Below are 24,800 nucleotides of genomic sequence, written 5' to 3'. Positions count from 1 at the left end.
CGGCACCGACCTGTCGGTGCTGGCGGCCCGGCACACGAGACCGCTGAGGTGATCGAGTGTCGGCCAACTGTGCGTGTAGCCAAAGGGATTGGCGGGAGTCCCGCGGGAGTCCCGTCGCCTGCGGCGGTACTCTCAGGCCGTGGCTGCCTGATTGGATTTCGTCGTGGACGAGGATGAGCGCACACCCCACCCGCTGGCCGCGGTCCGCATCGCGCGCGGGTTCAACCGTGTGGAGTTCGCCGAGGCGATACACGGCGCTGCTCACCGTCGCGGACTTCGCTCCGGCGTCGACAAGGCCCGGGTGCGCAAGTGGGAGGCCAACGGCGTACGGCCCGACGCGGTCTCCCAGACCTACATCGCGGAAGTTTTGGGCATCCCGGCCGGTGACGTCGACCCTGCCGCCTGGCCTGCCTGGCTTCCCCGCGTCGACCAGGGTGTCGTGCCGCTCGGCCCCGCCAACATCGTGCCCGCTCTGCGAGAGGCCCTGCACACCATGGACCGCCGAACCCTCCTCAGCGCGATCCCAGGATCCGCGCTCGTCGTCCTGGCCGGAAGCTGGGCCGCAACCCAGCCCGCGGCCCTCGCCGCCAGCCCCTCGCGCCCGGGCGCCGCGGTGGGTGAGGATGTCGTCGCCCTGCTGGAGGAGACCAGCGCCCGCCTTAACGCACTGGCCACCGAGCAGCGCCAGCACATTGCACCCCTCTACGACGCCCACCTCGCCCGCGTCACCGACCTGATCGAGGAACAGCGCTACACCCGCCCCCTGGGAGTGCGCCTGCACAAGCTCGCCGCCAGCCTCTCCCAGACGGTCGCCTGGATCCGCTTCGACCACGGCCAGCACGGCGCCGCCAGCCGGTACTGGATCGCCGGGCTGCACAACGCTCACGTCGGCAACGACCGGGACATGGGCGCGGCCCTCCTCAGCGACCTCGCCTATCAGGCTTCTTGGCGGGATGACCCCGCCACCGCCGCCGGCATCCTGACCAAGGCCCTGAGCCGCACCACCCACCCCGCCGCCGGCTCGCTGCTGCACCTGCGACTGGCACGCGCCCAAGCCGCGCTCGGCGAACGCAGCGCCACCTTGCGCTCCCTGAACGCGGCAGAACGCCTGCTCAACGCCGGGGACACAGACGACACCCCCGCTTGGTGCTCGTGGATGTCGACCGCCGACCTCGCGGTCGACTCTGGCCGCTGCCTGCTCGACCTTGGTGACACCACACAGGCGCACCGCCTTATTGCCGAGGGCCAAGCGCTCCTGCCGGCCAGCCGCGACAAGACGCGCGGGGTTTTCCTTGCGTACCGGGCGCAGGGCCATCTCAGCCGTCGCGAACCCGAAGCAGCAGCCGCCGACGCCCTCGAAGCGCTCCACCTGGCCGAACGGATCGGGGCCCCGCGATGCGTTCAACTCGTCCGCGATCTCGCCCCCGCCTTCACCCCCTACCGCACGGCGCAGGGCGTGCCTGAACTGCTGCACGCCGTCGCGTAACCCGGGCCGGCCCCGCAGGGCCGCCCAGGATGCCCCACGCGTGGCACATGCCGATCAGGTGGACGCGGTTGTCAGCACCCGCCTTGCTGACGAGGGCCTTGATCGCGTTGGACACGGCACGGTCTTCTAGGCCGATGGCACGGCCGATGTCCTGGCGGATGCTGTGGTTGGTGAGCGCGTCGAGGACTTTCAGCTCGTGTGGGGTGAAGTCCGGGGCCGGTCTGTGGCACTCGGGCGGGTCGACCTGATGATGGGAGAGCAGGGCATGGGCGAGGACGGCCCGTGAGCATCCCTCCACGTTCATGGCGCGGCGAGCGACGCGTAGTTGGGCCTTCGTGAGCGGTCTTATCGAAAGAGAGGTGTTCATCAGCAGTTCCTGGTCGCGGGGTCAGGTGGCCAGCTGGCCGAGGAGGACGGGGAGGACCTGGTGGCCGTTGGAGATGAAGCTGGGCAGCGGCTGAAGACGGCCGGCGGGGGTGGCAAGGCGGAGGTCGGGGAAGCGTGTGAAGAGCTCGGGAAGGGCGATGCGGGCCAGTTCGGCGCCGAGGCAGACGTGGGCACCGTGGCCGAAGGCGAGGTGGTCGGTATATGGGCCAAGGGTGTTGGCCACGTGAACGGCGTGGCCCAGGGCGTTCACGCCGCCCACGGCCTGACCGGGGGCCCCAGGCGGTGGCGAGGCGGAGGGCGGTGTCCGCTCGTGGGTCCGTGCGGCTACGGGTTAAGAAGCCGACCACGACGGGTCCATTCTTCTCAAGGAGATCACTCGGCATTTGCGGCGGGTCCATATGCAGCACGTCCCGGAAAGCCGGTATCTGCCAGAGCAGGGCGGTAGAGAGGCTGGGGCACACGGCGGGTTGGCGTGTCAGTCCTCCGGGTATTCGACGAGGAGGTCGGCCCCGAGGGCTCGAAGGCCGCTGGTGAGGTCCTGGTGGCCGCGCCACGCCGGATGGCCCACGTGGAGTAGGGACGTCCCTGGTGCGACGAGCGCGGCAATAACGATCGAGGCAGCTCCACGGATGTCCCCGACGGCGGCGTCGGCCGCGCGCAGTTGCGTGCCGCCTCGGACCCGGATGACCGGACCGTCTGACGAGATACGGGCGCCGAATCGCCTTAACGGGCTGATGTGGGTGTCGCGGGAGGGATAGACGCCTTCTGTGATGACCGAGTCACCGCAGACCTGCGTTAGCAGCGCCGCGAGCGGCGGTCCGGCGTTGCTCGGCAGCAGGCCTTCGCCCGTGACCGCTTCGATTCCTGTCAGAGGGCCCGTGGCCTTCGCTTCCACGGCGTGGGCGCCTACGGAGCTGATCGCGATGCCGGTCCGGCTGAGGGTGTCAGTCAGGCCGACGGTCAGCTCGTCGAGCCCGATGCCGTCAATGCCGACTTCGCCGCCTGTCGCCGCGGTCGCGCAGATCACCGTGGCGGCTTCGTCGCGATCGCCGGGCACGGCGACCTCGCCGCCGGCGATCCAGTCGGCGCCGGTGACATGGAGCCCGTCTGTGTCCTGCTCGACGAGGATGCCGCGCTCGGCAAGGAAAGCCACCGTCGCACGGATCTCGGGCTCGTTGCTCGGATTGGTGATCAAAGAAGTGCCGCGCGCTCGCGCTGCGAGGAGCAGGGCGGTGACGGTGGCGCCCCTGCTGGCGCCGTACCTTGTGGCGACATCGACGCGGAAGGACCGCCGCACAGCAGGGAAAGTGGCGGTGAGACTGGTCGCGCCGGACTCGATGGTGGCGCCTGCGGCGAGCATGACGGCCTCGTGGCGGTCGGTGGGGCGCGGGCAGAAGGCGTCACCGCCAGCACGACGCGGCCAGGTCACGCGACCGGTACGCGCGAGCATGGCTGCTGCCAGGACCGGGGTCGTCCGGACCAGACCGCCCAGGACGGGATGGATTTCGCAACTCGGCTTACGCAGATCGAGCGAGAAGGTGGATCGATTACGATCCATCTCGGCGTGCCAGCCCGCGTGGCCCAGCAGCCGCTCGTGGACGAACACGTCGACGATGTCCGGTGCGCGGCGAATGGTGACGGGGGTGTCGCAGAGAAGGGCGGCGGCGATGAGGTGCAACGCCGCGTTCTTGCTGCCCTGCACCCGGTAGCGGCCGCGCAGCGGGCGTCCGCCGGACACCTTCAACACCGCCTTGGCGGGTACCTCGGGCATGTACTCGGCTGGGGAAAGCGCCACGTCATCTGCCTTTCATAGGCCGTGTGAACACAGCGGAGAGGACCAGGTCAAAGAGGGCGATCTGGGGATCGGGCATCACTGCTACCCCCGCATCGGGCCGGGTACAGCCGTGGGCGCGTATCTGCTGTGGCGTGGCGGCGCCAGCGCGTCTTCGTCGGGGGCCGCTTGTCCGCTGTGGGGTGCAGCCTGCTGCCTCTGGACTGAGAGTGCGACGAAGAGCCAGATCGGGGCGGTGAGCAGTCGGCCGGCCAGTGGTCGGGTCACCCACCGAAGGGACACATCGGCGGTGCGGGCTCGGCGCGGAGGGATCGTGATCCACTCTCCGCTCAAGTAGTTGGCTGGGGGTGGCCAGCCCGGACCACCAAGCTGCGGAGGTACGTAGCCGGATCCGAGCGGGACGAGGAAGTGCCACACACTGCCGTCGGCGAAGACGGCTCCTTGGGGCAGGCCGAGACGCTTGAGCTGCAGGAGGGCTGGAGCAGCATGGTGTGCGGGGGCTTGGACGACGTCGAAGGCACGCCCCGTCGGTAATGCTGTGGCGGTGGAACTGCGCCACGCTGGGCCCAGAAGTCCAAATGCCTCCTGTTCAGGATCGTCGAGGGCCGGCGTGGTGGGGCATGGTTCGACGTCTGCGGCTGGCCTGTCCGCCGTGCCGTGGTGCGGCGGCGCGAGCGGGGCGGTGACGGTGGCCATGTGGTGTCTCCAGGCGAGTAAGCGGTGTCGGGGCGTGCGGCAGGGCCGCCGGCGGTGCGGCTTGGCTGCCCGATGTGCTGTGTCAGGCCGGCACGACCTGCGTGGTGGGGCTGTCCTGCTGGCTGGCGAGACGTTCGGAGTAGTGGCCCTTGTCGATGCCCAGGGCGAACTCGGCCAGCCGCAGCGCCTGGATGTCGGAAGTGCCGGCGGGTGCGTATATGTGGTAGGCGTCGCGCACGTAGCGGCCTATCGGCCGGTTGTCGACCAGGCCCGCGGCCCCGTGGATCTCCATTGCGGCGCGCGCCGAGTCGAGCACGGTTTCGGCGACCAGCTTGGCGTTCATCAACTCTGGGTCGCAGGGAAGACCCTGGTCGAGGAGGCTGGCCGCGTGGTAGGCGGAGAGCCGTGCGGTCATCAGTCGTGACTGGATCCGGCCGAGCTTGTCCTTCACTGTTGGCAGGTGGTGGAGCGGCTTGCCGTAGCGCTCGCGTTCGTGGCAGAGGGCGGTGGTTGTCTCGAGGATGGCCTGGTGCAGCCCGAGGGCCACGGCGGCCAGGTTGAGGCGCCCGTACAGGATGCTGGAGGAGTAGGCCACGTCCCTGCCGTCGCCCTCGGCGCCCAGCCGGTTGCTCGCCGGGATGCGGCAGTCGGTGAAGATCAGCTCGCCGAAGCTGAATCCGTGGAGCCCCAGGGTCCCTGGGTGCGGGGTAAGGGTCAGTCCGGGGGTGCCCGCTTCGACGAGAAACGCGCTCAGGCCACCGGATCCGGTGCCGGTGCGGGCGACCACGCCGTGGAGGTGGCCGATGTGGGAGTTGCCGACGTAGACCTTTGCGCCGTTGAGGATGTATTCGTCGCCGTCGCGTACGGCCGTGGTCTCCATGCCGAGAACGTGGCCGCCGGACTTTTCCTCGGTGACCCCGATAGTGGGCAGGCAGTCCCCTGCGGCAACCTTCGGCAGATAACGACGCTTCTGGTCTTCAGTGCCGAAATGGATGATCTTGGCGACTCCGAGCTGGGACGCCTGCACCATGGCTCCCATAGCGGCGCTGACGCGCGAGAGTTCCTCGATGATGATCGTTTTGGCCAAGTGGCCAGCGGCCATGCCGCCGTATTCCTCGCCGATCGTGGCGCCGATCCATCCCTGGCGGGCGATCGCGGCCGCGAGGTCGGTCTCGATCTCCCCGGTCTGCTCCATCTGATCCACACGCGGTGCGACCTGGGACTCGGCGAAACCCCGTACGGCTTCACGGAGTTGGTGGTGCTCTGCAGCGAGATACGAGGCGGACATGGTGGGGGTTCCCTCCCTGAGAGAGCGCTGTAGGGCGCGGCGCGGGGTGTCTTCTAGTGCGGCGGCTGGAAGCCGGCGCGGCGATAGAGGAAGGCCATGACCTCGTCGCGGCACTGTCTGATCAGCTGGAGCGATCCCTGACCAGTGGCGAGGGGCTTTTCGACGGGGCCGACGAAGCAGACGGTCCCGAGCGCGATGTCCTCATGCATCAGGGGTGCGCCCCCATAGGTACGGATGCCGATCAGGTCCACCACCGCGTTGCCTGCGAAACGGGGGGAGGCGAATACGTCAGGCAGGATGAGTGCCTTCTTCTTGTGCACGACCTCGGGACAGAAGCCGTGGTCGAGGGACATGCTCCGGCCTACCGTGGGCAGCTCGCTGTCGTCGCCGGGGGTCGCCAGACCGAAGAACTGCTGGTCAGCGCCGAAGATGTTGACCATGGCGTAGGGCACCCGTGCGGCTTGTGCCAGCTGGATGGCGAAGGCGTCGAGTTCCGCGTCGGGGCCGGTGAGGCCCAGAGCACGCTGCGCGTCCGCACGCGCGAGCTGTTCGGCGGTATGGGCTGGTGGCGTGGTGGGGTTCGGGCGGGTCATGTGAGGGCTCCAGAGGAGGAGACGCCGCGCAGTTCGATGCTGCGGCGCACGAGAGTGATCAGGACGTGCTTGGCCGAGGAGCGCTGCCGCACATCGCAGGTCATGACGGGGATGTGCGAGGCGAGACGGAGGGCCTGGCGGACTTCATCGGGGGTGTATCGGAAGGCGCCGTCAAACTCGTTGATCGCGATGACGAAGGGCAGGCCACGTTCCTCACACCAGCTGACGGCTGCGAAGGAATCCGGCAGACGCCGTGTGTCGAGGAGGACCACGGCGCCCACGGCGCCGTAGGAGAGGTCGTCCCAGAAGAACCAGAACCGCTCCTGTCCGGGGGTTCCGAACAGAAAAAGGATCAGCGAGTGGGGGTCGGCGAAGGTGATCCGGCCGAAGTCCATGGCCACGGTGGTGACGGATTTGTCGGCTATTCCTGCGAGGTCGTCGACCCCTGCGCTGGCAACGGTGAGGGTTTCCTCGGTCGTCAGAGGTTCGATCTCACTGAGTGTCGTGATCATCGTGGTCTTGCCGACGCCGAAGCCGCCTGCCACGACGATCTTGAGTTCTTCCGCAGGTGTGCCGGCGCGCCCGTGGCGGTCGCCTTCAGAGGGAGGTTTGTAGAGCATTGAGCAGTCTCTCCAGAAGGTGCACGTCGGGGTCGGACGCGCCAGCGGGGTTGGCGAGAGCGAGTGCCTGAGCGTCGAGAAGATCGCTGATCAGGACTTTGACCACTTGGACCGGTTGATGCAGCCGAGCCGCGAGCTCCGCGACGGAACACGGAGCGCCGCTGCAGTGCAACAGCAGCGACTCGTGTTCACGGCTCAGCTGATCGGGCAGGACTGTGGCCTCGGTGATAAGGCAGGTGGTCAGGTGCAGCGGGTGGGTAGGGCGGGTGCGTCCTCCGGTGATTGTGTAAGGGCGCACATCCCCTAACGCGCTGTCGGACCACCCGCCACGCGATCCCACGTCAAAGTCCCGAGTTGTAGCCGTTGTTGCGCCGGGCCTGGATGATCAGGTGCTCGTCGAGCCCCTTGATCAGCTTCTCCATCTCGTGCCCGACCTGCCCCACGTCGGCCTGGGGGTCGGTTACGACGGCCAGGACGGTGCCGAGGACCGCCTCGTTCACCATTCCGGCGCTCATCAGGAAGAGGTATCCGGCGTCGTGCTCTACTACGACCTGACGCACACCGCCCTTGGCGTTCTTGAACTGCTGTCGGGCCAGGGCCCAGATCCCGGTGATGGCCGCGGCTGTGGTGTCCGCCTCGTCAACCGTCTGTTCCGTATAGGCGAGTTTGAGGCCGTCACCAGTGCCCAGCAGAGCGTGCTGGGCGCCAGGGATCCGGCTCACGAAGCTGCTGAGAAGTCCGTCCAACTGGGCTCGCGCCGACGCTGCCTGGTCGCTGGTGATGGCCTGGCTGTCCGCGTCCATTGTCAACTCCTGCTCTGCATGGGGGGATTGGAGGTCGAAGAGCCGTCGGTGGCGGTCAGTGTGTTGGGAGCTGCCGACTGCCGCTGCCCCTCATCGAGGGGCGCACGAGACCGAAAGCTGGCCATCAAGCCGCCAGTGGGACGGCCGGCAGGTTCCTGCTGCCGCGGTCGCGGCGCATGGTCCTTTGGCTGGCTGACGTCCCGGACCGGCAACGGCGGCCTGTCGCTGCCAGCGTCTGCTGGAGGGTGCGGCCGGGCGGGCGTGGGCGGAAGATCGTTTGTCTGGCCCGTCCTGGGCGACCCTGCGCTGCCAGAGTGCGGCACGCCGCTCGGGCCTGGAGGCGAGGCTGGTGCGCCCGCGACAGCGGCGCACTGCGTCGGCGTCTCGTGGGCCTCGACGAGTAGTTCGCTCGGCAGAAAGACGATGGCGTGGGTGCCGCCCACGATGTTGGGCCGAAGCTGAATGGTGATCTTGTGGCGCCTGGCAAGGAGTGCGGCTACCAGGAGTCCGAGCTGGCCCGTGCGTAGACGGTCGCGCGGATCCTCTCTTTCGGGGTTGGCCAGGAGCCGGTTGAGGGCATCACGCTTGTCCTGAGACATCTCCGTACCGCGGTCGACTACCTCGATGGCGATGCCGTCGCCGGTTTGGGTGGTGTGAACCTCGACCTTCTCGGTGGAGAAGTCTGTGGCGTTCTCCATCAGTGCGGCCAGGAGATGCACCAGGTTGGGGCTGACGTATCCGGGGACCGACGCCGTCACGGGTGTCAGTTCGACACGCACCCGCGCGTACTCGGGGATCTCGGCGACAGCTCGGCGGATGGTCGTCGCGACGAGGATGGGCGGGGTGTTGCGGGACCGCAGACTCCCGCCTATGACCGCCAGGCTTTCTACAGCGCGCCGAATCTGCGTCAGAAGGTGGTCGATGCTGAAGATCTGATGCAGAAGGTCCGGATCCTCAACGCCGTTCTCCACATCGGAGATGACGCTGATGCTTCGGTTGACCAGGCCCTGAAGCCGGGGAGCGACCGACTTGAAGATCTCAGCCAGCTCTGCCTGCGGGTTCAGCACACCGTGCGTATGCGCCGCCGCCCGCATAACGGCTTGCCAGGCCTCGGTGAACCCCGCTTCGAGAGCTGGGATCACATCGAGGCGCACGTCGCCTGTGCGCGGCTGGACAGCGGGCTCGGCGAAGTTGGTCCGTGCCGCGCCTTGCTGGGCCTGCCCGAGCGCCCAGCGCACCTGTTCCCGGCCCTTGTCGATCGCGGCCATGACACTGGCCAAGGCGCGCAGTGCTTCGTCGCGCTGGGCGCAGAGCTGCCTGAGCGCTCCATCGTGCTCGGCGCGGAGCTGCAAGACGTGCGCAACAGCTCTGTGGGCGCGTCGAGAGCGAGTCACCGTCCACCACAACAGGCCCCCCGCTGCGGCGCCCGCGCCGACCACGCTGGCTTCGGTGGGCACGGCGCCGAGCCGGTCGAGGATCCATGCCCCACCCAGTGCCAGGGACGAGAGCGTGCTGGAGAGGACTGCGGGGGGCAGGCGAAGGCTGCCATCGGCGTGCGCTCTGCGACGGCTGCCGCCAGTCGCGGTCTGCTCGCGGGCAAAGTGCTCAGACATGGCACACCTCGCGCCGGTGAGCCCGGACTCGTCGCATGCCGGCCCGTGTCTGGCTGAGCGACTCATGAAGCGCTGCCGACTCCGTGACCGCGGCAGCCGTTGGCTCAGGCGCACTGGCCCAGAACCGCGCCCGGCATGGCAGCTGATACCCCTTGGTGGGGCACTGGAGGCTCCGGCCGCTGCTGCAAACGGAATGCGGTGCCCCCCACCGGTCGGCGGTACCGGATCCCACAGGGATGAGCAGGACCTGGTGGGTGAGGCAGCACAGCAGCGGTCCGACCTCGCGGCTCTGGTCAACCATCAAGTCGACCGAAGCCATGCCAAGACCCACGCCGACGCGGACGATGTCGAAGTCGCGCGGGAGCCTCGGTGGGAGGGGGGCCTCGCCGAATTGAATCCGCCAGGCATGGCGCGTGATCAGGGGAGTCATCAGCTCTCCGGTCAGGACGGGAAGCCCGTCGTCGGGTCAGTGCGCAACCTTCGCGGCAGGGACCACGGTGAGCGGGGCGAGGAGCGACGAGCCTTGTGCAGTTGTGCCCGCGCTCCCGTGCCCGCCGGTCGCAGGACAGCAGGTGGGCCGGCTGCCGCTGGGCGGAGTGGATCCCCGCGCCGGCGGCAGCCGGGAGACCGAGCGCGAGGTGCGCTGAGTCTCGCTCTCAACTTCCGGGGATCGAGGGCCCGTGCGATCCCCAGGCGACGGAAGTCGGAGCCCAGGTCGGGCAGCCCGAGCGGCAAACGGGGGATTGCCGAAACGGGTGCCCAGGTCGATGAGTGCGAGGTCGACGGACGCGGCCGCCGCTCATGCGACGGCTTACGGAGCCCGGGAGCCGAGGAAGCCGAGTGCGTTGTTCTTCATGCCGCCGAGCCCGATTTCAGGACGTCCTCGCGACAGCACACCAGCCTGGTGATGCCGGACGGGAGCGCGCCGAGGACGCCGAGCTGCGAGGGGTGAGTCGCCACGGTGGTGGTTCCTTAGTCGAGATCCTTGAGGGGAAACCGAGTCCTGTGCACGAAGGGCAGCAGGCGGCCGCTTCGGATGAGCCGAGGCCGTGCACCAAAGCCTTCCCGGTCGCCAGCGCCATCGGTAGATGAATCCGCACCCCACTTCACCCCACTTGGGGCGAGCGATCAGAGCGTTTGGCTTCTCGTGTATGCATTGCGGACGTGGGGACATTTAGCCCTTAGGGGGATACTCTGCCGAGCGCTCCCCGTTCGGATCGGGTGCCCGGCCGCCTGATGAGTCCAGCACCCCACTTCACCCCACTTCGCTGAAGTGGCTTGACCGTTGCGTGCAGCTAGCCCTCTGAATGCGGCCGAGCGGGTCCGGGACGCGGCGTGCAGGCGTGGCGTTGCGGCTGGTCAGATCCCCCTGAGCGGGCCTGGTGCTGCGGGCGGGTGAACTCTGCGGCGGTGCGGCGACGTGCCGAACGCCTCCGGTCGCGCGCCGACCGCGAGAAGACCAGGCAATTGGGGTAATTCATCTCCCTGGCGGCCAGGAGGCGGCCCAGCGCACTCATCCAAGTGGGGTGAAGTGGGGTGCCTTCTCGTGTACCGCGCCGATCTGCCATGAGCCAACGTGGTCCAGAGGACTACTCCGGTCCACGCCCCCGGGCGTCTCAGAGCAACCAGGAGACGAGGGCATGCCCATCCCCGCTACAACCTCGGCGAGCGCTGCCGCCCTGCGTGGCGAGCCCCTCGCACACGCCGAGGCCGACCTCACTGGCCTATTGGCCCCCCAGGTAGTCGCCCGCCACCTCGTCCACAAGGTACTCGCCGACGCGAACGACTCGTGGACGGACGTCATCGTCCTGGTCGCCGACGAGCTGGTGGGAAATGCTCACCAGCACGTCGAGGCCGGCAAGCCGATAAGGATGGCCGTGGACGTGTACGAATGGGGGGCAGTTGTCCAAGTCGAAGACAGCGGGCGCGACATCACCGCCATTTCGTGTGAGCCGAAGGAGCCGGCACTCGAGGACGAGGGAGGGCGCGGCCTCTTCCTGATTAACACTCTGGCGAGCTCGTGGGGCGTGCGGCCGACCGACATGGGCAAGAGCGTCGTGGCACTGTTTCTTCACCAGCAGGCCGGGGAAGGGCGATGAAGGGCTGCGACCTGCGCCCCAGAGACCTCACCCCCGGACTGAGTCTCGGCCCGCTGGGCGTCAGCACAGGGACCACGCGCTGGGACTCCCCTGAGCAGATTGCCGATGACGGGCAGATCCTCAGAGGTCTACGCAGGGCGATTGAATTGGGAGCGTCGTTCGTCGACACCTCCGATGCCCACGGCGACGGACATGCTGAACGGCTGGTCGGGAAGGTATTTCGGGAATACCGTCGCTATGGGGTACACGCCATCAGCAAGGTCGGGCGGCTCCGTGGTTCCGCCCCACACCCGTACGCCGGCCCGAGGGTCCGCCACCAGCTGGAGCAGACCCTGGAGAATCTGTACCGAGACGATCTAACCGTCTACGTGCTGGACTCATACGACTTCGGCCCGGGAGATATGTACCTCGGCCCCGTGATCGCGCAGATGCGCGCCATGCGCGACCTTGAGCAGATCCGGGCAATCGGCCTCCGAGGCCCCACCAGCGCTGACAGCGCCCACCAGATACGGCGCTTCCTTTGGCTGGTCGAGGAGATCCAGCCCGACATCGTGTGGGCCCAGGCAAACGGCCTCCTGCCCACAGCCATTCTGGAGGAGGGCGAGAACCTGAGCGAGTTCACCGCGCGAAGGGGCCTGGGACTGGTCGTTGCTTCCCCGCTCGGGCACGGAATGCTCGCCGGCCAGCGCAACCGCAGAGCGCTGGGGGCACTTTGCGGGCAAGGTGTTTGTCCCGAGGCGGCTGCCGCCGTTGTAGAGGGCGGCCTGCGGGAGCTGGCCGGGCTATTCGGATCCGGGCACGGTAGCTTGGCCCCGCTCTTGCTGCGGTCGAGCCTCCAGCAGGCGCCCCATGCGCTCGTCGCCGTCGGTGTCACGGAAGAACACCTGATTGAGCAGTGCTTCGATGCCTTGCCCGGCTCGCTCTCTCAAGACGAGGTTGATCAGATCGATGCCGTCTTCGCCCGCATGAGGCTCAGCCTGCAGATGCTAGCGGGACGGCCTGTCATGCACGAGCGAGTCGGGGGGCTCGGCTGAGCCGGACAAGGTTTTCGGCCGACAGTCGGCCTGAACGGGTGGTGTTCCTGCCGTTGAGACGGGCACAGATCCGGGGGCGTCGGCCTCAACTGGCGTGGCGGCCAGCCGACCCCAAGGGGTCACTTCGTACGTCAGTCCAAGCCTGCGATCGGGTCGAACGCACCGTCCTTCACGCTCTGAATCCAGGCCCGAGCTCCGTCCAGGGGATACAGCAGGGGCTGGCGGTCGGTGCACTTGGTGTCGCTGACCAGGATCCAGTCGCCCATTCGGCCAACCCTCACACAGTCCCCACCCCCGCCGCTGTAGGACGACACCGTCCCCTCCAGACGGGACAAATCCAGCTTGGAGAGGTCGGGCCTCTGCGACTGCACGGTCACTACAACTCCTTCAACATTTTCTTGAGGCGCACGAGGGTCTCCTCTGGCTCCAGCGCTTGGTTCCAGAGGTCGGTGAACACCGCGGCGTAGCGGTCCGTGTACAGCTCCTCGTCGACATACCCCGAGCTGACCATGCTCTCGAGCCATACGACGGACCGCGCAGGCCCGGGGAAATCCATCAGTACGAATCCGCCCGCGACGCCGGGGTGGACACCGATGGTGTCCGCACCGGGCAGGATCCTGATCGTGCATCTGGGCTGCTCGGACTCGTCGACCAGTCGTTCCAGCTGCTCCTCGAGGACGGCCTTGTCCATGAGGGTGCGACGTAGACAGTCCTCGTCGATCAGGGCCTGGAAGTCGCTGAGTGCGCTGCCGGCGTTTCGCCTCTGACGGTCCATGCGGATGTCGACGAGTGCCTTCACTTCGGCAGGGCGCAGATCGGGACGCATGCGCCCGATGACGTGAAGCGCATATTGCCGGGTCTGAAGCCGGCCGGGGACGATCCGCGGCTGATAGGTGCGGAACAGTGTCGCCTTCTGCTCCAGGGCGAGGAACCCCTCGAAGTTCATCGGCCCGAGGACTCCGGCATTGCGTCGCCAAAGAGCCGGCCGTGGACGGGTGGAGGGGCTATCGGAGCTCAGCAGCGCGAGGATCTCGTCCCGCTCGGCGGGCTCCGCTCCGATGCAATCAAGGATCGCCTGCGCCAGCGCCGTCTCCTGGGCGAAGCGCTTGCGCTGGCCGTGCTCGATGCGGCTCAGCTGACTGGGCCCCAGTCTGCGCGGCGGTTCCTGCTCCACGAGCAGCGCGGAGACCTTGGCCAGCGTCAGGCCATGGCGCTCGCGCAACTCCTCCATGCGCGCGCCTACTTCACGGAGCGTCAGTGACGACGGAGCCTCGTTACCGGGCGACATGCCGGTTAGTGTGCCTTCTCGCCGGGCTCCCGACAACAAATGTCTTCAGCAATTTGCTCACTCATGTTGCTAACTCCCCGTCGGCAGGCGCATCCTAGCGAGGGTCACGATGCGTACGAGATTCGTCGCGGCTTGTGGCATGTGCCGCTGGCTGTGCCGGTCTCAGCTCGTCCCCCCGCCTTCGTCCGAGGAGGGCCGCACCATGGGCCGCCCCACGTTGTTCCACGTTGAGCTGAAGCGACGTGGCTGGGACAGCTGGGAAGAGTTCTGCATCCACTTCACGGCTGGCGGGCGGGCTTTGGCGGAGCTTACGGGCCAGCGTCGCCTTGCCACCGCAAGCGTCGGTCGCACCACGTTCGAACGCTGGGCGCAGCCCACCTATTGTGGCCGGCCGCGGTCAGAAGCGGCTCAAATCCTGGAGCACATCTTCGGCCACGGCACGGACGAACTGTTCAGCCCGGCCCGTACACCTGCCGAGCTTCGCCAGCCGACCACCGAAGCGGCGGCGGTGATTGACGACCGCTGGCCCTCCACATCGCGCCTCATCGTGCCGGCTACCGGAGCCGCAGGGATGTGGGAGCTCACCGGCCGGGACTCCCTGGCCGGTACCGCCGCCGCTGTACAGGTCATGACCGCCGTACACGAGGAGGACGGCGACGAGGTACGGGTCCTCGACTCGGACGAAGGCCTGAAACAGTTCTTACGGCCCGCGGCCCGCCGCGGCTTCCTTCTCGGCGTGGCAGAGCATGCCCAGGACTACGGGTTGTACGTACTTGACGCCGCATCGGCAAGGCGTGCCCAGGCTGTCGCCTCCGCCCGCAGCAATCCCGTTTCCATCCCCAGGGCGTACCTCCTCGACGACCTCACCTACGGAATTCTCTGGTCCCTCACACAACTGGACGACGGTCTCCTCGCCGACGACCAGGCCCTCGACGCCGAGAGCCATAACCTCGACACCTACCTCGCGCTCCCGCGCTCTGCCCCCAACCGACAGCTGCTGGAACTGACCTCTGCGGGGTCCAGCTGGTGGGGGTCAGCATTCTGCGCCCACTACATCGAGCGGGAACTCCAAAGCGCCGGAGAGATTCCCGCATTTTGGACGCGCGAACAACGCGGCGCCGAGGCAGCACCCTGGATGATCTTTTCCCACAAGATCGACTATCTGCGGCGCATGGGCCGCTTCCTCGACGGCGGCCAGACGACCTCCCGTGTCTTCTGCGTCCCCGAGGCTGCCGTCACCCGCACCGAGCGCCACGAACGCATCCTGCTGTTGCTCGCCATTGCCCTCATGGAACGCCACGGCATCCGCGTCCGACTCGTTACAAACCCCGCCTACGCCGACATGGACGGTGTCGCATTCATCCCCGGCCAGAAGGCCGTCGTCGCCAACTGGGTGCGTACCGGAGAGGCGTTGTGGGCCGCCAGCACCACCAGCAGTCGCGGGGATCTTCGCTCGTATCGCACCGCCTTCGGCGATGCCGAAGAGATCAACATCCTCATCAGCCCCGACCCGAAGGGGCGCCTGGAAGAGCTCGCTCGCTACTTGGACATCGACTGGGAGTGGATCACCACACGATGCCGAGAAGTGGCCGAGCACGGTGTCGCCGGCCTCGTCCGGACGCGGAGCCGCCTGCTCACGAGTGACGGCCTCGACGATGCACTGTCGTTCCTCGGCACCTTCGCCCCCAGAATCTGAAACTGTTTACGCTCCTCCGCCGCCGCGAATCTGAAAGGGCTCCTGTGCCAGCCTCCTCCAGCACGAACGACACCGTCGAAGTGATCACTCTCGGCGGAACCGTTGCCATGACACGCAGTTCCCAGGCGGGGGGCGCGACGCCGAGCCTAACCGGAGCCGACCTGGTCGACGCCGTTCCTGATCTGCGTAGCGCTTCGCGGATCACGGTGGAGGACTTCCGACAGCTCCCAGGCGCCTCACTGACTCCCGCAGACATCGTTGCCCTGGTGGAGCACATCGCAAAGACCGAGGCCGAGGGCGTCCGAGGCGTGGTGGTAACCCAGGGCACCGACACGATCGAGGAGAGCGCCTTCCTGGCAGACCTGTACTACCGTGGCGACATCCCCGTGGTCTTCACCGGCGCCATGCGCCATGCGAGCCTCCCGGGCGCCGACGGGCCAGCCAACATCCTCGCCGCAGTACAAACTGCCGCCTCAACGAAGGCCCGCGGCCTCGGAGTCCTGGTCGTCTTCGGCGATGAGATCCACGCCGCCCGGCACGTGCGCAAGATGCACACGACCAGCATCACCGCCTTCGCGTCCCCGAACGCCGGGCCCATCGGACACGTTGTGGAGGGCACCCCTCGCATCCACAACCGCGGACAGCGCACACCGTCCGTTCCTTGGCCCGGCGGCCCGCAGCCCCGTGTCGAGGTGGTCACCGCCGCACTCGGAAGCGACGGCGCTCTCCTTGACACACTCAAGGACACAGTCCAAGGTCTCGTGATCGCCGCCTTCGGCGTAGGCCATGTTCCGGCCTCTTGGTGTGACAGGCTCGAAGCACTCGTCGATACGATTCCGGTGGTCCTTGCTTCCCGGATCGGCACCGGTTCCGTGCTCACGAGCACCTACGGGTTTGCTGGATCGGAAAGCGACCTGCTCGCCAGGGGACTGATCGGCGCCGGCACTCTCGACCCCTTCAAGGCCCGGCTGCTGCTCAGCGCCCACCTTGCTGCGAATAGCTCCCGCGCTGACATCGAAGCCGCCTTCGCCACCTGCCGGTGACCCACGACCGCACCCCTCGGAGATTCCGTCATGCGCTCCACTGAGCTCACCGCCCGCCGCCAGATCATGGTTGTCCTCGAACACGGCGAGGACTTCTACGCCGGCCTGGCCGAAGCGTGCGCCAAGCACGACATTCGGTCGGGCTACATCCCCTCCTTCGTCGGGGGCTTCCGCACTGCGCGACTCGTCGGCGACTGCAAGCCCCTCGAGAACCCGGACGCTCCCCTGTGGGAAGAGGTCGAGGTAGAACATCTCGAGGCCCTCGGTGGTGGCACGCTCGCCTGGGACGCCGAAAAGGGCCAGCTGGCGCCACACATCCACGTCGCAGCCGGCATCAAGGACGCCTCCGCCGACGGGCGCGTCTCCCACCTTCTCGGCGCCACCGTCCAGTTCATCTGCGAGATCCCCGTGGTGGAGGTGATCGGAGCCACGGATGGGCCAGCACTGACCCGAAGCCGGGACCCACACCTGTTCGGTGGGGAAGTACCCATCCTCGGCTTCGGCCCTCACAACTAGCGGCGACGGCGTCGACAGCCATGCGCAGAGCTACTCGATTTCGCCAGGTGGTCCACCAACGACGCCTGCACCTCTTCGAGTCGTTCTGCTCCCACTTTGTACGCGCCGCCCATGAAGTGGCTCAACTGGACGAGAATCCCCGTCTCGCGACGGCGATGGTCTCGCGGAGCGCCTGGGACCGCTGGATGGACGGGGACATCCAGGGCACTCCCCGGGCCGACACCTGCAGAGTCCTGGAGCACCTCCTGGGCGAACCCGCAGAGGTCCTCTTCGGCCCGCCGCGCCCCGCTCCACCACGACAGGAGCAGGAAAAGGCGCTGTCGCCTCACCTCGACGCGATGGCGTCCTTCCGGCTCGCCGACCGCCAACTCGGCGGCGGCCACGTCTACAACTCGCTTCTGCTCTACCTCCGCACCGAAGTCACCACCAGCCTCATCGGTCTCGGCGCCGTCCAAGGCGTAGAGGCGTTCCGCGATGCGGCAGTGTTGACGGAGATGGCCGGCTGGATGGCACACGACTCGGGGCGCGACACCGTTGCCCAGGGACACTTCCTCAGTGCTCTCCGTTTCGGCCAAGCAGCCAGCGACCCGTCTGTCGCCGCCAATGTGGAAGCCGGCATGAGCCACCTGGCCCTCCAAGGAGGCAACGCCGACCAAGCGGTCGAACTTGCACGCAGTGGGCTGGACCGGCTCCGTGCCGCCGAGCCTGTGCCGGTGCTGGCAGCGCGACTTCACGCCATGAAGGCCCGGGCGCTCGCGCGCGGCGGCTACGCCAAGCAGGCACAGCAGTGCTTGGACTCGGCACGCGAGGAACTAGCCGCTGCCGACACAGCGCTCGTGCCGGACTGGGTGGCCCCCTTCGACGCCGCGGCACTAGCGAGCGAAGCCGCATCCATCCTGCTCGACCTACGAATCCTTGCGGCGGCCACCGCCGAGGCGAACCGTGCCCTCAAGCTCCGCGACGCCAGCCGGGCCCGTAGCCGTAGCCTCGGGCAGATCACGCTCGCCCAGTCACTGATCGCGCAAGACCAGGTGGACGCGGCCTGTGCCGTCACCCACGACCTACTGCAAACCTGCCAATCGCTGGGCTCCATCCGCATCAGCCGGGACCTTGCGGAACTTCGGACCGCACTCGAGCCGTACGCCAGCTCCAGACACGTCAAAGAAGTCCTTGACCATATGACCGTCGTGGCCCGGCACCGTAGATTGCTGCTGGCCAGCCTCATCGTCACGGAAGGGTCTCAGGTGTGAGCAACGCACCTCAACCGGGAGATCCCGGTCGTGATGTGTACCTCGCTGAGGGCAACGCCAAGCAGGCCCGGAAACGCGTGGTCGCGGACGCCCTGATCCGAAACGACCAAGGACACGTGCTCCTGGTCGACCCGGCCTACAAGGAGGGGTGGGATCTGCCTGGCGGCATGGCTGAGGCCAACGAGGAACCTCTCGACACTGTCGCGAGGGAACTCCGCGAAGAACTCGGGCTCGAAGCCGACTGCGTCCAGATGCGCGGCCTACTCTGCATGGACTGGGTGGGTCCCCACGGCCCGTGGGATGACCTCCTCGCCTTCGTCTTCGACGGCGGTGTCCTACCGAATGACCGAGTCGAGAAGCTATCCATCAAGGACGACGAGCTCAATGGCTTCCGGTTCTTCCCGCCCGATGAAGCCCTCCGCCTCCTCCCGAAACGGCAGCGCGCACGAACGACCCAAGCACTCGGTGCCCTCGTTGACGGAATCCCCCGGTACCTACGAGACGGCGTCCCCGCCTGGAACTCCTCAGAAACGCTGTCTGGTTGAGCAGCCACTTGCTGCCTGAACCCGGGACGTCCAGGCGGGTATGTGCGGCTGAGACGGATGGCGCAGATCACCGACCGCGTTCGCCCGGTGACCAGCGAGCATCGGACAGTGACGCATTTTCAAGTGACGTTGTCCCGTCAGTTACTCGGCTCGGAGCGCCACCGAAGCGAGGGGTGTCGGCGTACTGGTGAACGTGCTCAAGGAAGTACGGACGAACGTGCTCAGCCAGGTGTTCGTTTGTGGGTTCGGGCAGGTGGACGCGTGCGACGATCGTGTTATGGAGAGTCCTGGTCCTTTGTTCCGTCGGCGCTTGTTGTTTGAGTCGCTGGTCGTGCTGGCTGCTGATGCCCCGTCCCAGGTTGCCTGGTTGACCAAGCACGACGTGGCGACGGATGAGATAGCCCTGGACTTCGAGCACGCCTTTGGTATGGCTGAAGCCTTGGCGGATGAAGGGCAACTCGGTTGCGGTCGTTTGCCTGACCTGCAGGAGATCGACGCTGTTCTTAGTGGGATGAGCGGTGCGGAGAACGCTGATCGATGGACGAAGGACGCGTTGTCCGTCGATGAGGGGTGGAGTCAGGCCCGGCGGCTGGCCCGCCGGGTACTCGTTGCCGAGCTGGGTGAATGGCAGCAGCCGCTGCCGGAGATTTCGGTTATCCGGTGATGGACGCCGCCGTTCTCGCTGGTCAGGCCACTTGGGTGTCCCGTTCGATGGCGGCGAGCCGGTTCTTGAGCCGGTGGCTGGGGCCGGGCGTCGATCAGCGGGACAACCTCATCTATCACCCGCGGGCGTGCCCGACCACTGGTCGCCCGCCGCGGCGGCGCCACCGGGGCCTGGGCCGACAGGTACTTCCGGACCGTCCGACGGTTCAGCCCGGTCTCCTTCGCGATCTCCGACAGGCTGACCGCACCAGACTCATACAGACCGCCAAACCGGCGAAGCTCCAACCACCGATGAGGGCCGAAAACCATAACGAGCCGCTCTCTGCCGCCCGTACAGATCAGCAGCAGACTGCCCAGCAACGGCTCACCGCACCTCACAAACTGAGCACGTCCATCCGTACGTGACTGGGCACGTTCACATGTACGCCGACAAGGGGTGCTGACATGCTGGATCGCATGGCAACTCTTGATGGAAAGCCCGCATCCGTAGACGACTTGCTCAGCCTGGCACTGGCCAACACCGGGCACTTCACGTCCATGCGTGTCTCCGATGACGGCAGCATCCGGGGCCTGTCGATGCACCTCGAGCGCCTCGCACGGGACTGCAAGCACGTGTGGCACGTAGACCTGGACACCCGTCATGTCCGCCACTGCGTCCGGCAGGCCCTGGAGGGCCATCAGCTCCCTTGCGTCGTTCGCGTCACGATTTTTGATCCGACGGTGGACATGGGGCGCCCCGCAGATGCCCACGAGCCACACGTCCTGGTGACGTCCCGCAAGGCCGGCGCCTTGCCCCCGCAGCCGCTGCGCGCCAAGAGCATAGTGTTCGAGCGCGACCTGCCCGAGGTGAAGCATGTCGGCCTGTTCGGTGCTCTGCACAGCCGCGCTACAGCCCAACGGGCCGGCTTCGACGACGCTCTGTTCGTCAGACGGGATGGACTCGTCTCCGAGGGCGGCACCTGGAACGTAGCGTTTATCGACCAGGACGGCACGGTCGTGTGGCCGAATGCGCCCGTACTCCCCGGCGTCACGATGGCTCTTCTACAGCAGTACGCCGAGCATCGCGTTGCCGCCATCACCCTGGAACAGGCCAAGGGCATGGCCGCAGCCTTCGCCACAAACACGTCGATCGGGGTCCGCCCCCTGGCCGCCATCGACGACACCGAGTTCGCCGTGGAGCACCCTGTCCTGCGGCAGCTCCAGGAGACGTACCTGTCGATCCCCGGCGAGAACCTGTAGGACGCGACTATGAGGCCAGCGGTCAGGCCGCGGTGATCGAAACAGCGAGGGCTCCGGCGACCATGTAGGGGCCGAAAGACACATGCGTGCGGCGGGCACGGCCGACTGCTATCCGCGCCACCTCCAAGATCGCGCCGATGACGAAGCCCGCGGCTGCTCCCCAGAACAAAGCTGTCCAGCTACTCCAGCCCAGGAGCGCCCCAAGGGCCGGTGCGAGCTTGACGTCGCCGAGCCCCATGGCACTGGTGAATGCGATGAGGAGGAAGACGGCGGTGAGCACGGCAGCAGCGGCGGCCGCGCGGCCCAGGCTCCCGTGCTCGTCCGCCAGTTGGGCCGCGGTGAGCAGGAGGAACGTCCCGCACAAGGCGGGAAGGGTGAGCACGTCAGGGAGCCTTTGCACGGCGACATCGATCAGGGCGAGTGCGACACCGCACGCGGCGACCCAGTACTGGGCGGCGGCGACCCAGCCGCTCGCCCCGCCCGCCGCGATCACGGCGAACGCCACGGCGGCTGCCGCCTCCGGCGTGAAGGCGCCCGGCCCGATCGCCTGGGCGCATGCCGGGCAGCGCCCGGAGACGGGCAGCACCGGCAGCCGGTGTCCGAGGACGCCGCTGCCACAGTGCGGGCAGTCGCTGCGTGCGGGCGCGGCCGCCGGGACGGAGCGTGCGAAGACCACTGGGCGGGCCGCAGCACCGGCCAGGGCTCCGACAGCGGCTGTCAGGGCAACGCTGAGGGCAGACAAACTAGACTCCTACGTGCACGGCCTGGCCTCCCCGTGACGGGCCGGTCGGCTTCGACCCTACGGCCCGCATGTGACGGCACATGCGGTCGCACGGCGTCGGCTCATGCTCCCCGTGAGCCGGCGTCGAGCGTTTCCGCCAGGCTGAGCGCGGCCAGGACCTGCACCTGGCCCTCTGCCGGCTCAAGGGTGCCGGCTGCGGTCGCCTCGGCGACCCGAGCCGCGTGCTCCAGTGCCATCGCCACGCCGGTCGGCTCCCGGTAAGTGGTCAGCCACTCGAATCCCGCGCGGAGCGCGGCCGCGAGGTCACCGTCGTGGTCCTCGGGACCGTTCGTGGTTAACGCCCGGAGCCACAAGTCAGCATGGGACTGCACGATCGCGGCGAAGGGCCGGTAGTCCGTGACGGTGCCACACCGGCCTCCCGCGCCGCCGGCACCGCGGCGCCCGGTCCAGTTGCTCGCCAGCCACCGATGGCGGTGGCAGACCTCGAGCCGGTAGTCCACCGTCCGGCCCCGTGCCCGGGTGCGGCGCTTGATGACGACGGTCGACGGCGCGGTGCATGTGGTGATCTGGCGCAGGACCGGCACAGCGGAACTCCTCCTGGTCGCGAGTGGAGTTCTGATCATGACTAGGTGAGAGGCGCGCCGTAGTCCACGATTGGGCGCTACGGCTGTGACTCGGCTCTCACTCTCCGACCCGAGGGCGCAGCACGAGAGCGGTCCGGCGAGCGGCGGTCACTCCCTTATGTCTCCGGGAGCCATGTCGTCCCGCAGCCTCAGGTAGCGCACCGGGTGGCGGTGTCGGCCCAGGTCAAGCGCTGTATCGGCGTCGACTTCGGCGACGTGCTCGGGCATGACGGGCTCAAAGACCAGCAGCTCCTTCGTTCTCCAGCCCGCCGAGAGCTCCCGGCCCCACCAGGAGTGCTCGGCTCCCGCCGGGCGCAGCACCGCGCCCAGCTCGAGCGCCGCCGTGCGAGGCAGCGGTGTGGAGCGGGCGATCAGCCGGAGACGGCCGGTCGCGTCGAGCCGGCCGAGCAAGAGGCTGCGGGGGGCGTGCGCGGTGCCGGTGACCGCACCGATGATGCCTTCCGCTGTCATGCGCGTCCTCAGCTTCAGCCACCCGCGCTCCCCGGGCCGGTACCGGGAGCCGGAATCCTTGATCATGAGGCCTTCGACGCCGGCTGCTCCCCAGGCCGGATCCAGCCATGTGCGGGCTGTTGCGGCGTCGGCGGTCTGTGGGCACAGCGCCCAGGGCGCTGCGAGCTCCAGGGATGCGAAATGGCTTTCCAGTGCCCTCCTGCGCTGATGCAGGGGCTGGTCCATGAGGACGGCGCCGGAGACCTCGAGCAGATCGAACGTGATCAGGTGGGCGGGCTGATCGCGGGCGGCGAGTTCTGCGCGGGGCCCGCGGGAGCCGGGCTCGGTGCTGAAGGGCCGTGAAGTCCAGCCTGCCGTCGTGCCAGACCACCAACTCGGCGTCGACGACTGCCTCGACACCGAGCGCGGCCGCGGCACGGGCGAGCTCCGGGAAGGCCGGGCGAAGGTCGGCGCCTCGCCTGGACTGGAGGTACGGCTCGGGACCGGTGAACACAAGGACATGGAACCCGTCGGCCTTCTGCTCGAAGAGCATGGGCCTGGGCCCGGATGGCGGCAGAGTCGTCACGGAGCGTGCCAGCATCGGCTCGACCGGCGGTGAAAGGTGCACCCGTCCAGTCCTACGCTCTTCGCACCTTGCCTGCCCGCGCACAGTCTTTCCCCGATGACCGCCTCGGGCAGGGGTACTCGGCGGGCCCAGCCGGAGGCGGGCGAGGCCCGGGGAGGACGCTGCCGCAGGCCCGAGAGCTATCGCGGCGGCCGCACCACTGCGGCCTCGGCACCGCCTTCACCCCAGCCGGCCTCCCGTCGCGGCAGCTGTGACCGAGCACGGTGCCTGGCACGGATGGACAACTCCGATGCACAGAATTGGCCCCCAGGTGACGTTAGAGGCCAGCGCAGTAGAAGAGCGCCGGGCGCCTGCGCGTCGAAGACCGTCTGGATCCTCGCTGGCACGCGCTGCGGCAACTCCATTCGGGGGGCTCAGCTGCTGAGGTCGAACACGCCCCACGCGGTGAACGGCTCGGCCTGGACGTAGATCCTGCTTCCTCGGCCGACGGCGCGGCGGCGGCCGGGGAGGTGGCCGTCGGGCAGGGTGAGCAGGCCGACGTCCGTTGGGTGGACGGATGCTTCGGTGAGCTCTCCGCGGGTGAGCCGGTCCGCCTCTTCGCCGTAGCCGCCGTAGAAGGCGACCCGCTCGCCGTGGACGGCCACTGCCTTGGCGCCCCGTACCTGGTTCGGCCAAACCCTCACGGGCCGGTCGGGGCGGTCGGGGCGTATCTCGACGAGCGGGAAGTCCGTGTACGTGCACGCCCAGGCGGTGGTGCCCGACACGTTCAGGGCGTAGCAGTCGAAGAGGCCGGGGATGCTTGCGCCCTCTGACGTCCAGTAGATGTGGCCTGTGGGGCTCCAGCGGCGGATTCCAGCCGGATTTTCGTCGAAGTGCCCGACCCAGATGTGGCCGGCCTCGTCCACGAGCAGGTGCTCGATGGCGTCCCCAACGGAGAAGGAGGAGGTCTCGCGGCCGAGCGCGTCGAAGACCTGGACCTGGTCGGCGTCCTCGTACCGGCGGGTGCGGGATGCTGCGACGACGAACCCGCCGTCGGGCAGGCGGTCCAGGTGCGGCCAGCGGGCCCGCACGGCGCTCAGCTCGGTGAGTTCGATGTTGCCGCCCGGATGGACGGAGACGACCAGGGCGTCGAAGGGCCGGGCATCGCCGCCGGGCTGCGGCGCTCGGTCGGCAAGCAGCCAGTGGGCGACGCCGAAGACGTCGACGGTGCTGGTCAGGACGTGGCGGTCGTGGTGCGTTCGGGGGAGGTGGGCGAAGGAAGCGAGGGCAGTCTTCTGCACGGGCGGGCTCTCCTGGATGGGCGGTCACGGCGGTCGGGCGCTGCGGTTAGCGTCGGCGGCGGTGCACGTGCGGTGGAGAGGGAACCGGGGCGCCTAGAAGACATGGCCCTTTCTGGTCGTCATGAGGTGATCATCGTCGACGTGTGGCCCCCGCGCCAAACCCTTTCGGTCCAGCGCTCACGCCGTCTCTGACCCCATCAGCTCAGCCTCGACGAGGGCCAACCCGCCCGCCAACTCGAATACACAGCGCGGCCGGTCCAGTGCTCATTGGACAGATGCAGTGCTCAGTCACAGCAGCCAGATGGCTGGTCCTCGGTGTCCGAAACTCGCATGTTCGAATCAACGTTCGATAGAGTTGAAACGGAGGGAGCCTTTAGAGGCCGTTCGCTTTCCGAATGCTGTGTGCGGATTCCGCTGGGCAGGCATGAGATTCCGGCTGTGGCGGGAGTCTCGACTCGTTGCTGATCG

Annotated in this window: 23 protein-coding genes and 2 pseudogenes; 10 read left to right on the top strand and 15 right to left on the bottom strand. The window is 67.9% G+C overall.

From position 1 onward, the window contains the following. The first annotated feature begins 163 nt into the window (after positions 1 to 163). Positions 164 to 1,486, top strand: coding sequence for an XRE family transcriptional regulator (locus ACZ5NW_RS35530; RefSeq protein ID WP_468748161.1), 1,323 nt, complete (start codon positions 164 to 166; stop codon positions 1,484 to 1,486). Positions 1,487 to 1,874: 388 nt separating this feature from the next. Here ACZ5NW_RS35530 and ACZ5NW_RS35525 read toward each other — a convergent pair. From ACZ5NW_RS35525 to ACZ5NW_RS35490, 8 genes and pseudogenes are all read right to left on the bottom strand, one after another. Beyond that, a pseudogene (locus ACZ5NW_RS35525) lies at positions 1,875 to 2,069 on the bottom strand (cytochrome P450); the annotation flags it as partial. A gap of 279 nt (positions 2,070 to 2,348) precedes the next feature. Further along, positions 2,349 to 3,668, bottom strand: a complete 1,320-nt coding sequence (locus ACZ5NW_RS35520) for a hypothetical protein (protein WP_468748160.1) — start codon at positions 3,666 to 3,668, stop codon at positions 2,349 to 2,351. Between the two features lie 775 nt (positions 3,669 to 4,443). Next, a complete protein-coding gene (locus ACZ5NW_RS35515) occupies positions 4,444 to 5,649 on the bottom strand; it encodes an acyl-CoA dehydrogenase family protein (protein ID WP_468748159.1) in 1,206 nt (401 codons plus the stop codon). A gap of 53 nt (positions 5,650 to 5,702) precedes the next feature. After that, positions 5,703 to 6,242, bottom strand: coding sequence for a GAF domain-containing protein (locus tag ACZ5NW_RS35510; RefSeq protein WP_468748158.1), 540 nt, complete (start codon positions 6,240 to 6,242; stop codon positions 5,703 to 5,705). Further along, positions 6,239 to 6,862, bottom strand: a complete 624-nt coding sequence (locus ACZ5NW_RS35505) for a GTP-binding protein (RefSeq protein WP_468748157.1) — start codon at positions 6,860 to 6,862, stop codon at positions 6,239 to 6,241. Before ACZ5NW_RS35505 ends, ACZ5NW_RS35510 begins: the two co-directional genes overlap by 4 nt. Continuing rightward, the gene (locus ACZ5NW_RS35500) at positions 6,840 to 7,160 is read right to left on the bottom strand and encodes a DUF742 domain-containing protein (protein ID WP_468748226.1); all 321 of its coding nucleotides are present in this window, start codon (positions 7,158 to 7,160) and stop codon (positions 6,840 to 6,842) included. Before ACZ5NW_RS35500 ends, ACZ5NW_RS35505 begins: the two co-directional genes overlap by 23 nt. Before the next feature lie 43 nt (positions 7,161 to 7,203). After that, positions 7,204 to 7,665: a roadblock/LC7 domain-containing protein gene (locus tag ACZ5NW_RS35495; protein ID WP_468748156.1), complete on the bottom strand. Its 462-nt coding sequence runs from the start codon at positions 7,663 to 7,665 to the stop codon at positions 7,204 to 7,206. Between the two features lie 2 nt (positions 7,666 to 7,667). Next, on the bottom strand, positions 7,668 to 9,278 hold the full coding sequence (locus ACZ5NW_RS35490; RefSeq protein ID WP_468748155.1) for an ATP-binding protein: 1,611 nt from the start codon (positions 9,276 to 9,278) through the stop codon (positions 7,668 to 7,670). A gap of 1,640 nt (positions 9,279 to 10,918) precedes the next feature. Between ACZ5NW_RS35490 and ACZ5NW_RS35485 the strand changes: the two genes are divergently transcribed. Beyond that, a complete protein-coding gene (locus tag ACZ5NW_RS35485) occupies positions 10,919 to 11,377 on the top strand; it encodes an ATP-binding protein (protein WP_468748154.1) in 459 nt (152 codons plus the stop codon). Further along, on the top strand, positions 11,374 to 12,411 hold the full coding sequence (locus tag ACZ5NW_RS35480; protein ID WP_468748153.1) for an aldo/keto reductase: 1,038 nt from the start codon (positions 11,374 to 11,376) through the stop codon (positions 12,409 to 12,411). The genes ACZ5NW_RS35485 and ACZ5NW_RS35480 overlap by 4 nt, the downstream gene beginning before the upstream one ends. A gap of 131 nt (positions 12,412 to 12,542) precedes the next feature. Here ACZ5NW_RS35480 and ACZ5NW_RS35475 read toward each other — a convergent pair whose 3' ends face one another. After that, positions 12,543 to 12,788: a DUF397 domain-containing protein gene (locus ACZ5NW_RS35475; protein WP_468748152.1), complete on the bottom strand. Its 246-nt coding sequence runs from the start codon at positions 12,786 to 12,788 to the stop codon at positions 12,543 to 12,545. Further along, positions 12,788 to 13,642, bottom strand: a complete 855-nt coding sequence (locus tag ACZ5NW_RS35470; RefSeq protein ID WP_468748151.1) for a helix-turn-helix domain-containing protein — start codon at positions 13,640 to 13,642, stop codon at positions 12,788 to 12,790. Before ACZ5NW_RS35470 ends, ACZ5NW_RS35475 begins: the two co-directional genes overlap by 1 nt. Before the next feature lie 259 nt (positions 13,643 to 13,901). Here ACZ5NW_RS35470 and ACZ5NW_RS35465 point away from each other — a divergent pair, with 259 nt between their 5' ends. From ACZ5NW_RS35465 to ACZ5NW_RS35435, 7 genes are all read left to right on the top strand, one after another. Then, positions 13,902 to 15,395, top strand: a complete 1,494-nt coding sequence (locus ACZ5NW_RS35465) for a hypothetical protein (RefSeq protein ID WP_468748150.1) — start codon at positions 13,902 to 13,904, stop codon at positions 15,393 to 15,395. Positions 15,396 to 15,439: 44 nt separating this feature from the next. Then, positions 15,440 to 16,438 carry an asparaginase gene (locus ACZ5NW_RS35460; protein WP_468748149.1) on the top strand — a complete coding sequence of 333 codons (999 nt, stop codon included), beginning with the start codon at positions 15,440 to 15,442 and terminating at the stop codon, positions 16,436 to 16,438. A gap of 30 nt (positions 16,439 to 16,468) precedes the next feature. Then, positions 16,469 to 16,954: a PPC domain-containing DNA-binding protein gene (locus tag ACZ5NW_RS35455; protein WP_468748148.1), complete on the top strand. Its 486-nt coding sequence runs from the start codon at positions 16,469 to 16,471 to the stop codon at positions 16,952 to 16,954. 47 nt (positions 16,955 to 17,001) lie between these two features. Continuing rightward, positions 17,002 to 18,204 carry a hypothetical protein gene (locus tag ACZ5NW_RS35450; RefSeq protein WP_468748147.1) on the top strand — a complete coding sequence of 401 codons (1,203 nt, stop codon included), beginning with the start codon at positions 17,002 to 17,004 and terminating at the stop codon, positions 18,202 to 18,204. After that, positions 18,201 to 18,749 carry an NUDIX domain-containing protein gene (locus ACZ5NW_RS35445; RefSeq protein WP_468748146.1) on the top strand — a complete coding sequence of 183 codons (549 nt, stop codon included), beginning with the start codon at positions 18,201 to 18,203 and terminating at the stop codon, positions 18,747 to 18,749. The genes ACZ5NW_RS35450 and ACZ5NW_RS35445 overlap by 4 nt, the downstream gene beginning before the upstream one ends. Positions 18,750 to 18,936: 187 nt before the next feature. After that, entirely contained in the window at positions 18,937 to 19,413 is a 477-nt protein-coding gene (locus tag ACZ5NW_RS35440) for a hypothetical protein (protein WP_468748145.1), read from the top strand. Between the two features lie 443 nt (positions 19,414 to 19,856). Next, the gene (locus ACZ5NW_RS35435) at positions 19,857 to 20,651 is read left to right on the top strand and encodes an aminotransferase class IV family protein (protein WP_468748144.1); all 795 of its coding nucleotides are present in this window, start codon (positions 19,857 to 19,859) and stop codon (positions 20,649 to 20,651) included. 22 nt (positions 20,652 to 20,673) lie between these two features. On the opposite strand, the gene ACZ5NW_RS35430 is transcribed toward ACZ5NW_RS35435, so the two are convergent. The 5 genes and pseudogenes from ACZ5NW_RS35430 to ACZ5NW_RS35410 all read right to left on the bottom strand — a co-directional run bounded on the left by ACZ5NW_RS35430 (position 20,674) and on the right by ACZ5NW_RS35410 (position 24,332). Next, complete coding sequence (locus ACZ5NW_RS35430) at positions 20,674 to 21,393, bottom strand: prepilin peptidase (protein ID WP_468748143.1); 720 nt, start codon at positions 21,391 to 21,393, stop codon at positions 20,674 to 20,676. A gap of 101 nt (positions 21,394 to 21,494) precedes the next feature. Next, positions 21,495 to 21,977 carry a hypothetical protein gene (locus tag ACZ5NW_RS35425; RefSeq protein WP_468748142.1) on the bottom strand — a complete coding sequence of 161 codons (483 nt, stop codon included), beginning with the start codon at positions 21,975 to 21,977 and terminating at the stop codon, positions 21,495 to 21,497. A gap of 147 nt (positions 21,978 to 22,124) precedes the next feature. Further along, positions 22,125 to 22,886, bottom strand: a complete 762-nt coding sequence (locus ACZ5NW_RS35420) for an ATP-dependent DNA ligase (protein WP_468748225.1) — start codon at positions 22,884 to 22,886, stop codon at positions 22,125 to 22,127. Next, positions 22,867 to 23,019 (bottom strand): annotated as a pseudogene (locus tag ACZ5NW_RS35415) (ATP-dependent DNA ligase); the annotation flags it as partial. The gene ACZ5NW_RS35420 and the pseudogene ACZ5NW_RS35415, both read right to left, overlap by 20 nt. A gap of 446 nt (positions 23,020 to 23,465) precedes the next feature. Then, a complete protein-coding gene (locus ACZ5NW_RS35410; protein WP_468748141.1) occupies positions 23,466 to 24,332 on the bottom strand; it encodes a hypothetical protein in 867 nt (288 codons plus the stop codon). Between the last annotated feature and the right edge of the window lie 468 nt (positions 24,333 to 24,800).

It is taken from the genome of Streptomyces sp. NPDC032126, from assembly GCF_055580085.1.
Note: the sequence above shows the minus strand (reverse complement) of the source record. Positions and strands in the feature narration are given on the sequence as shown.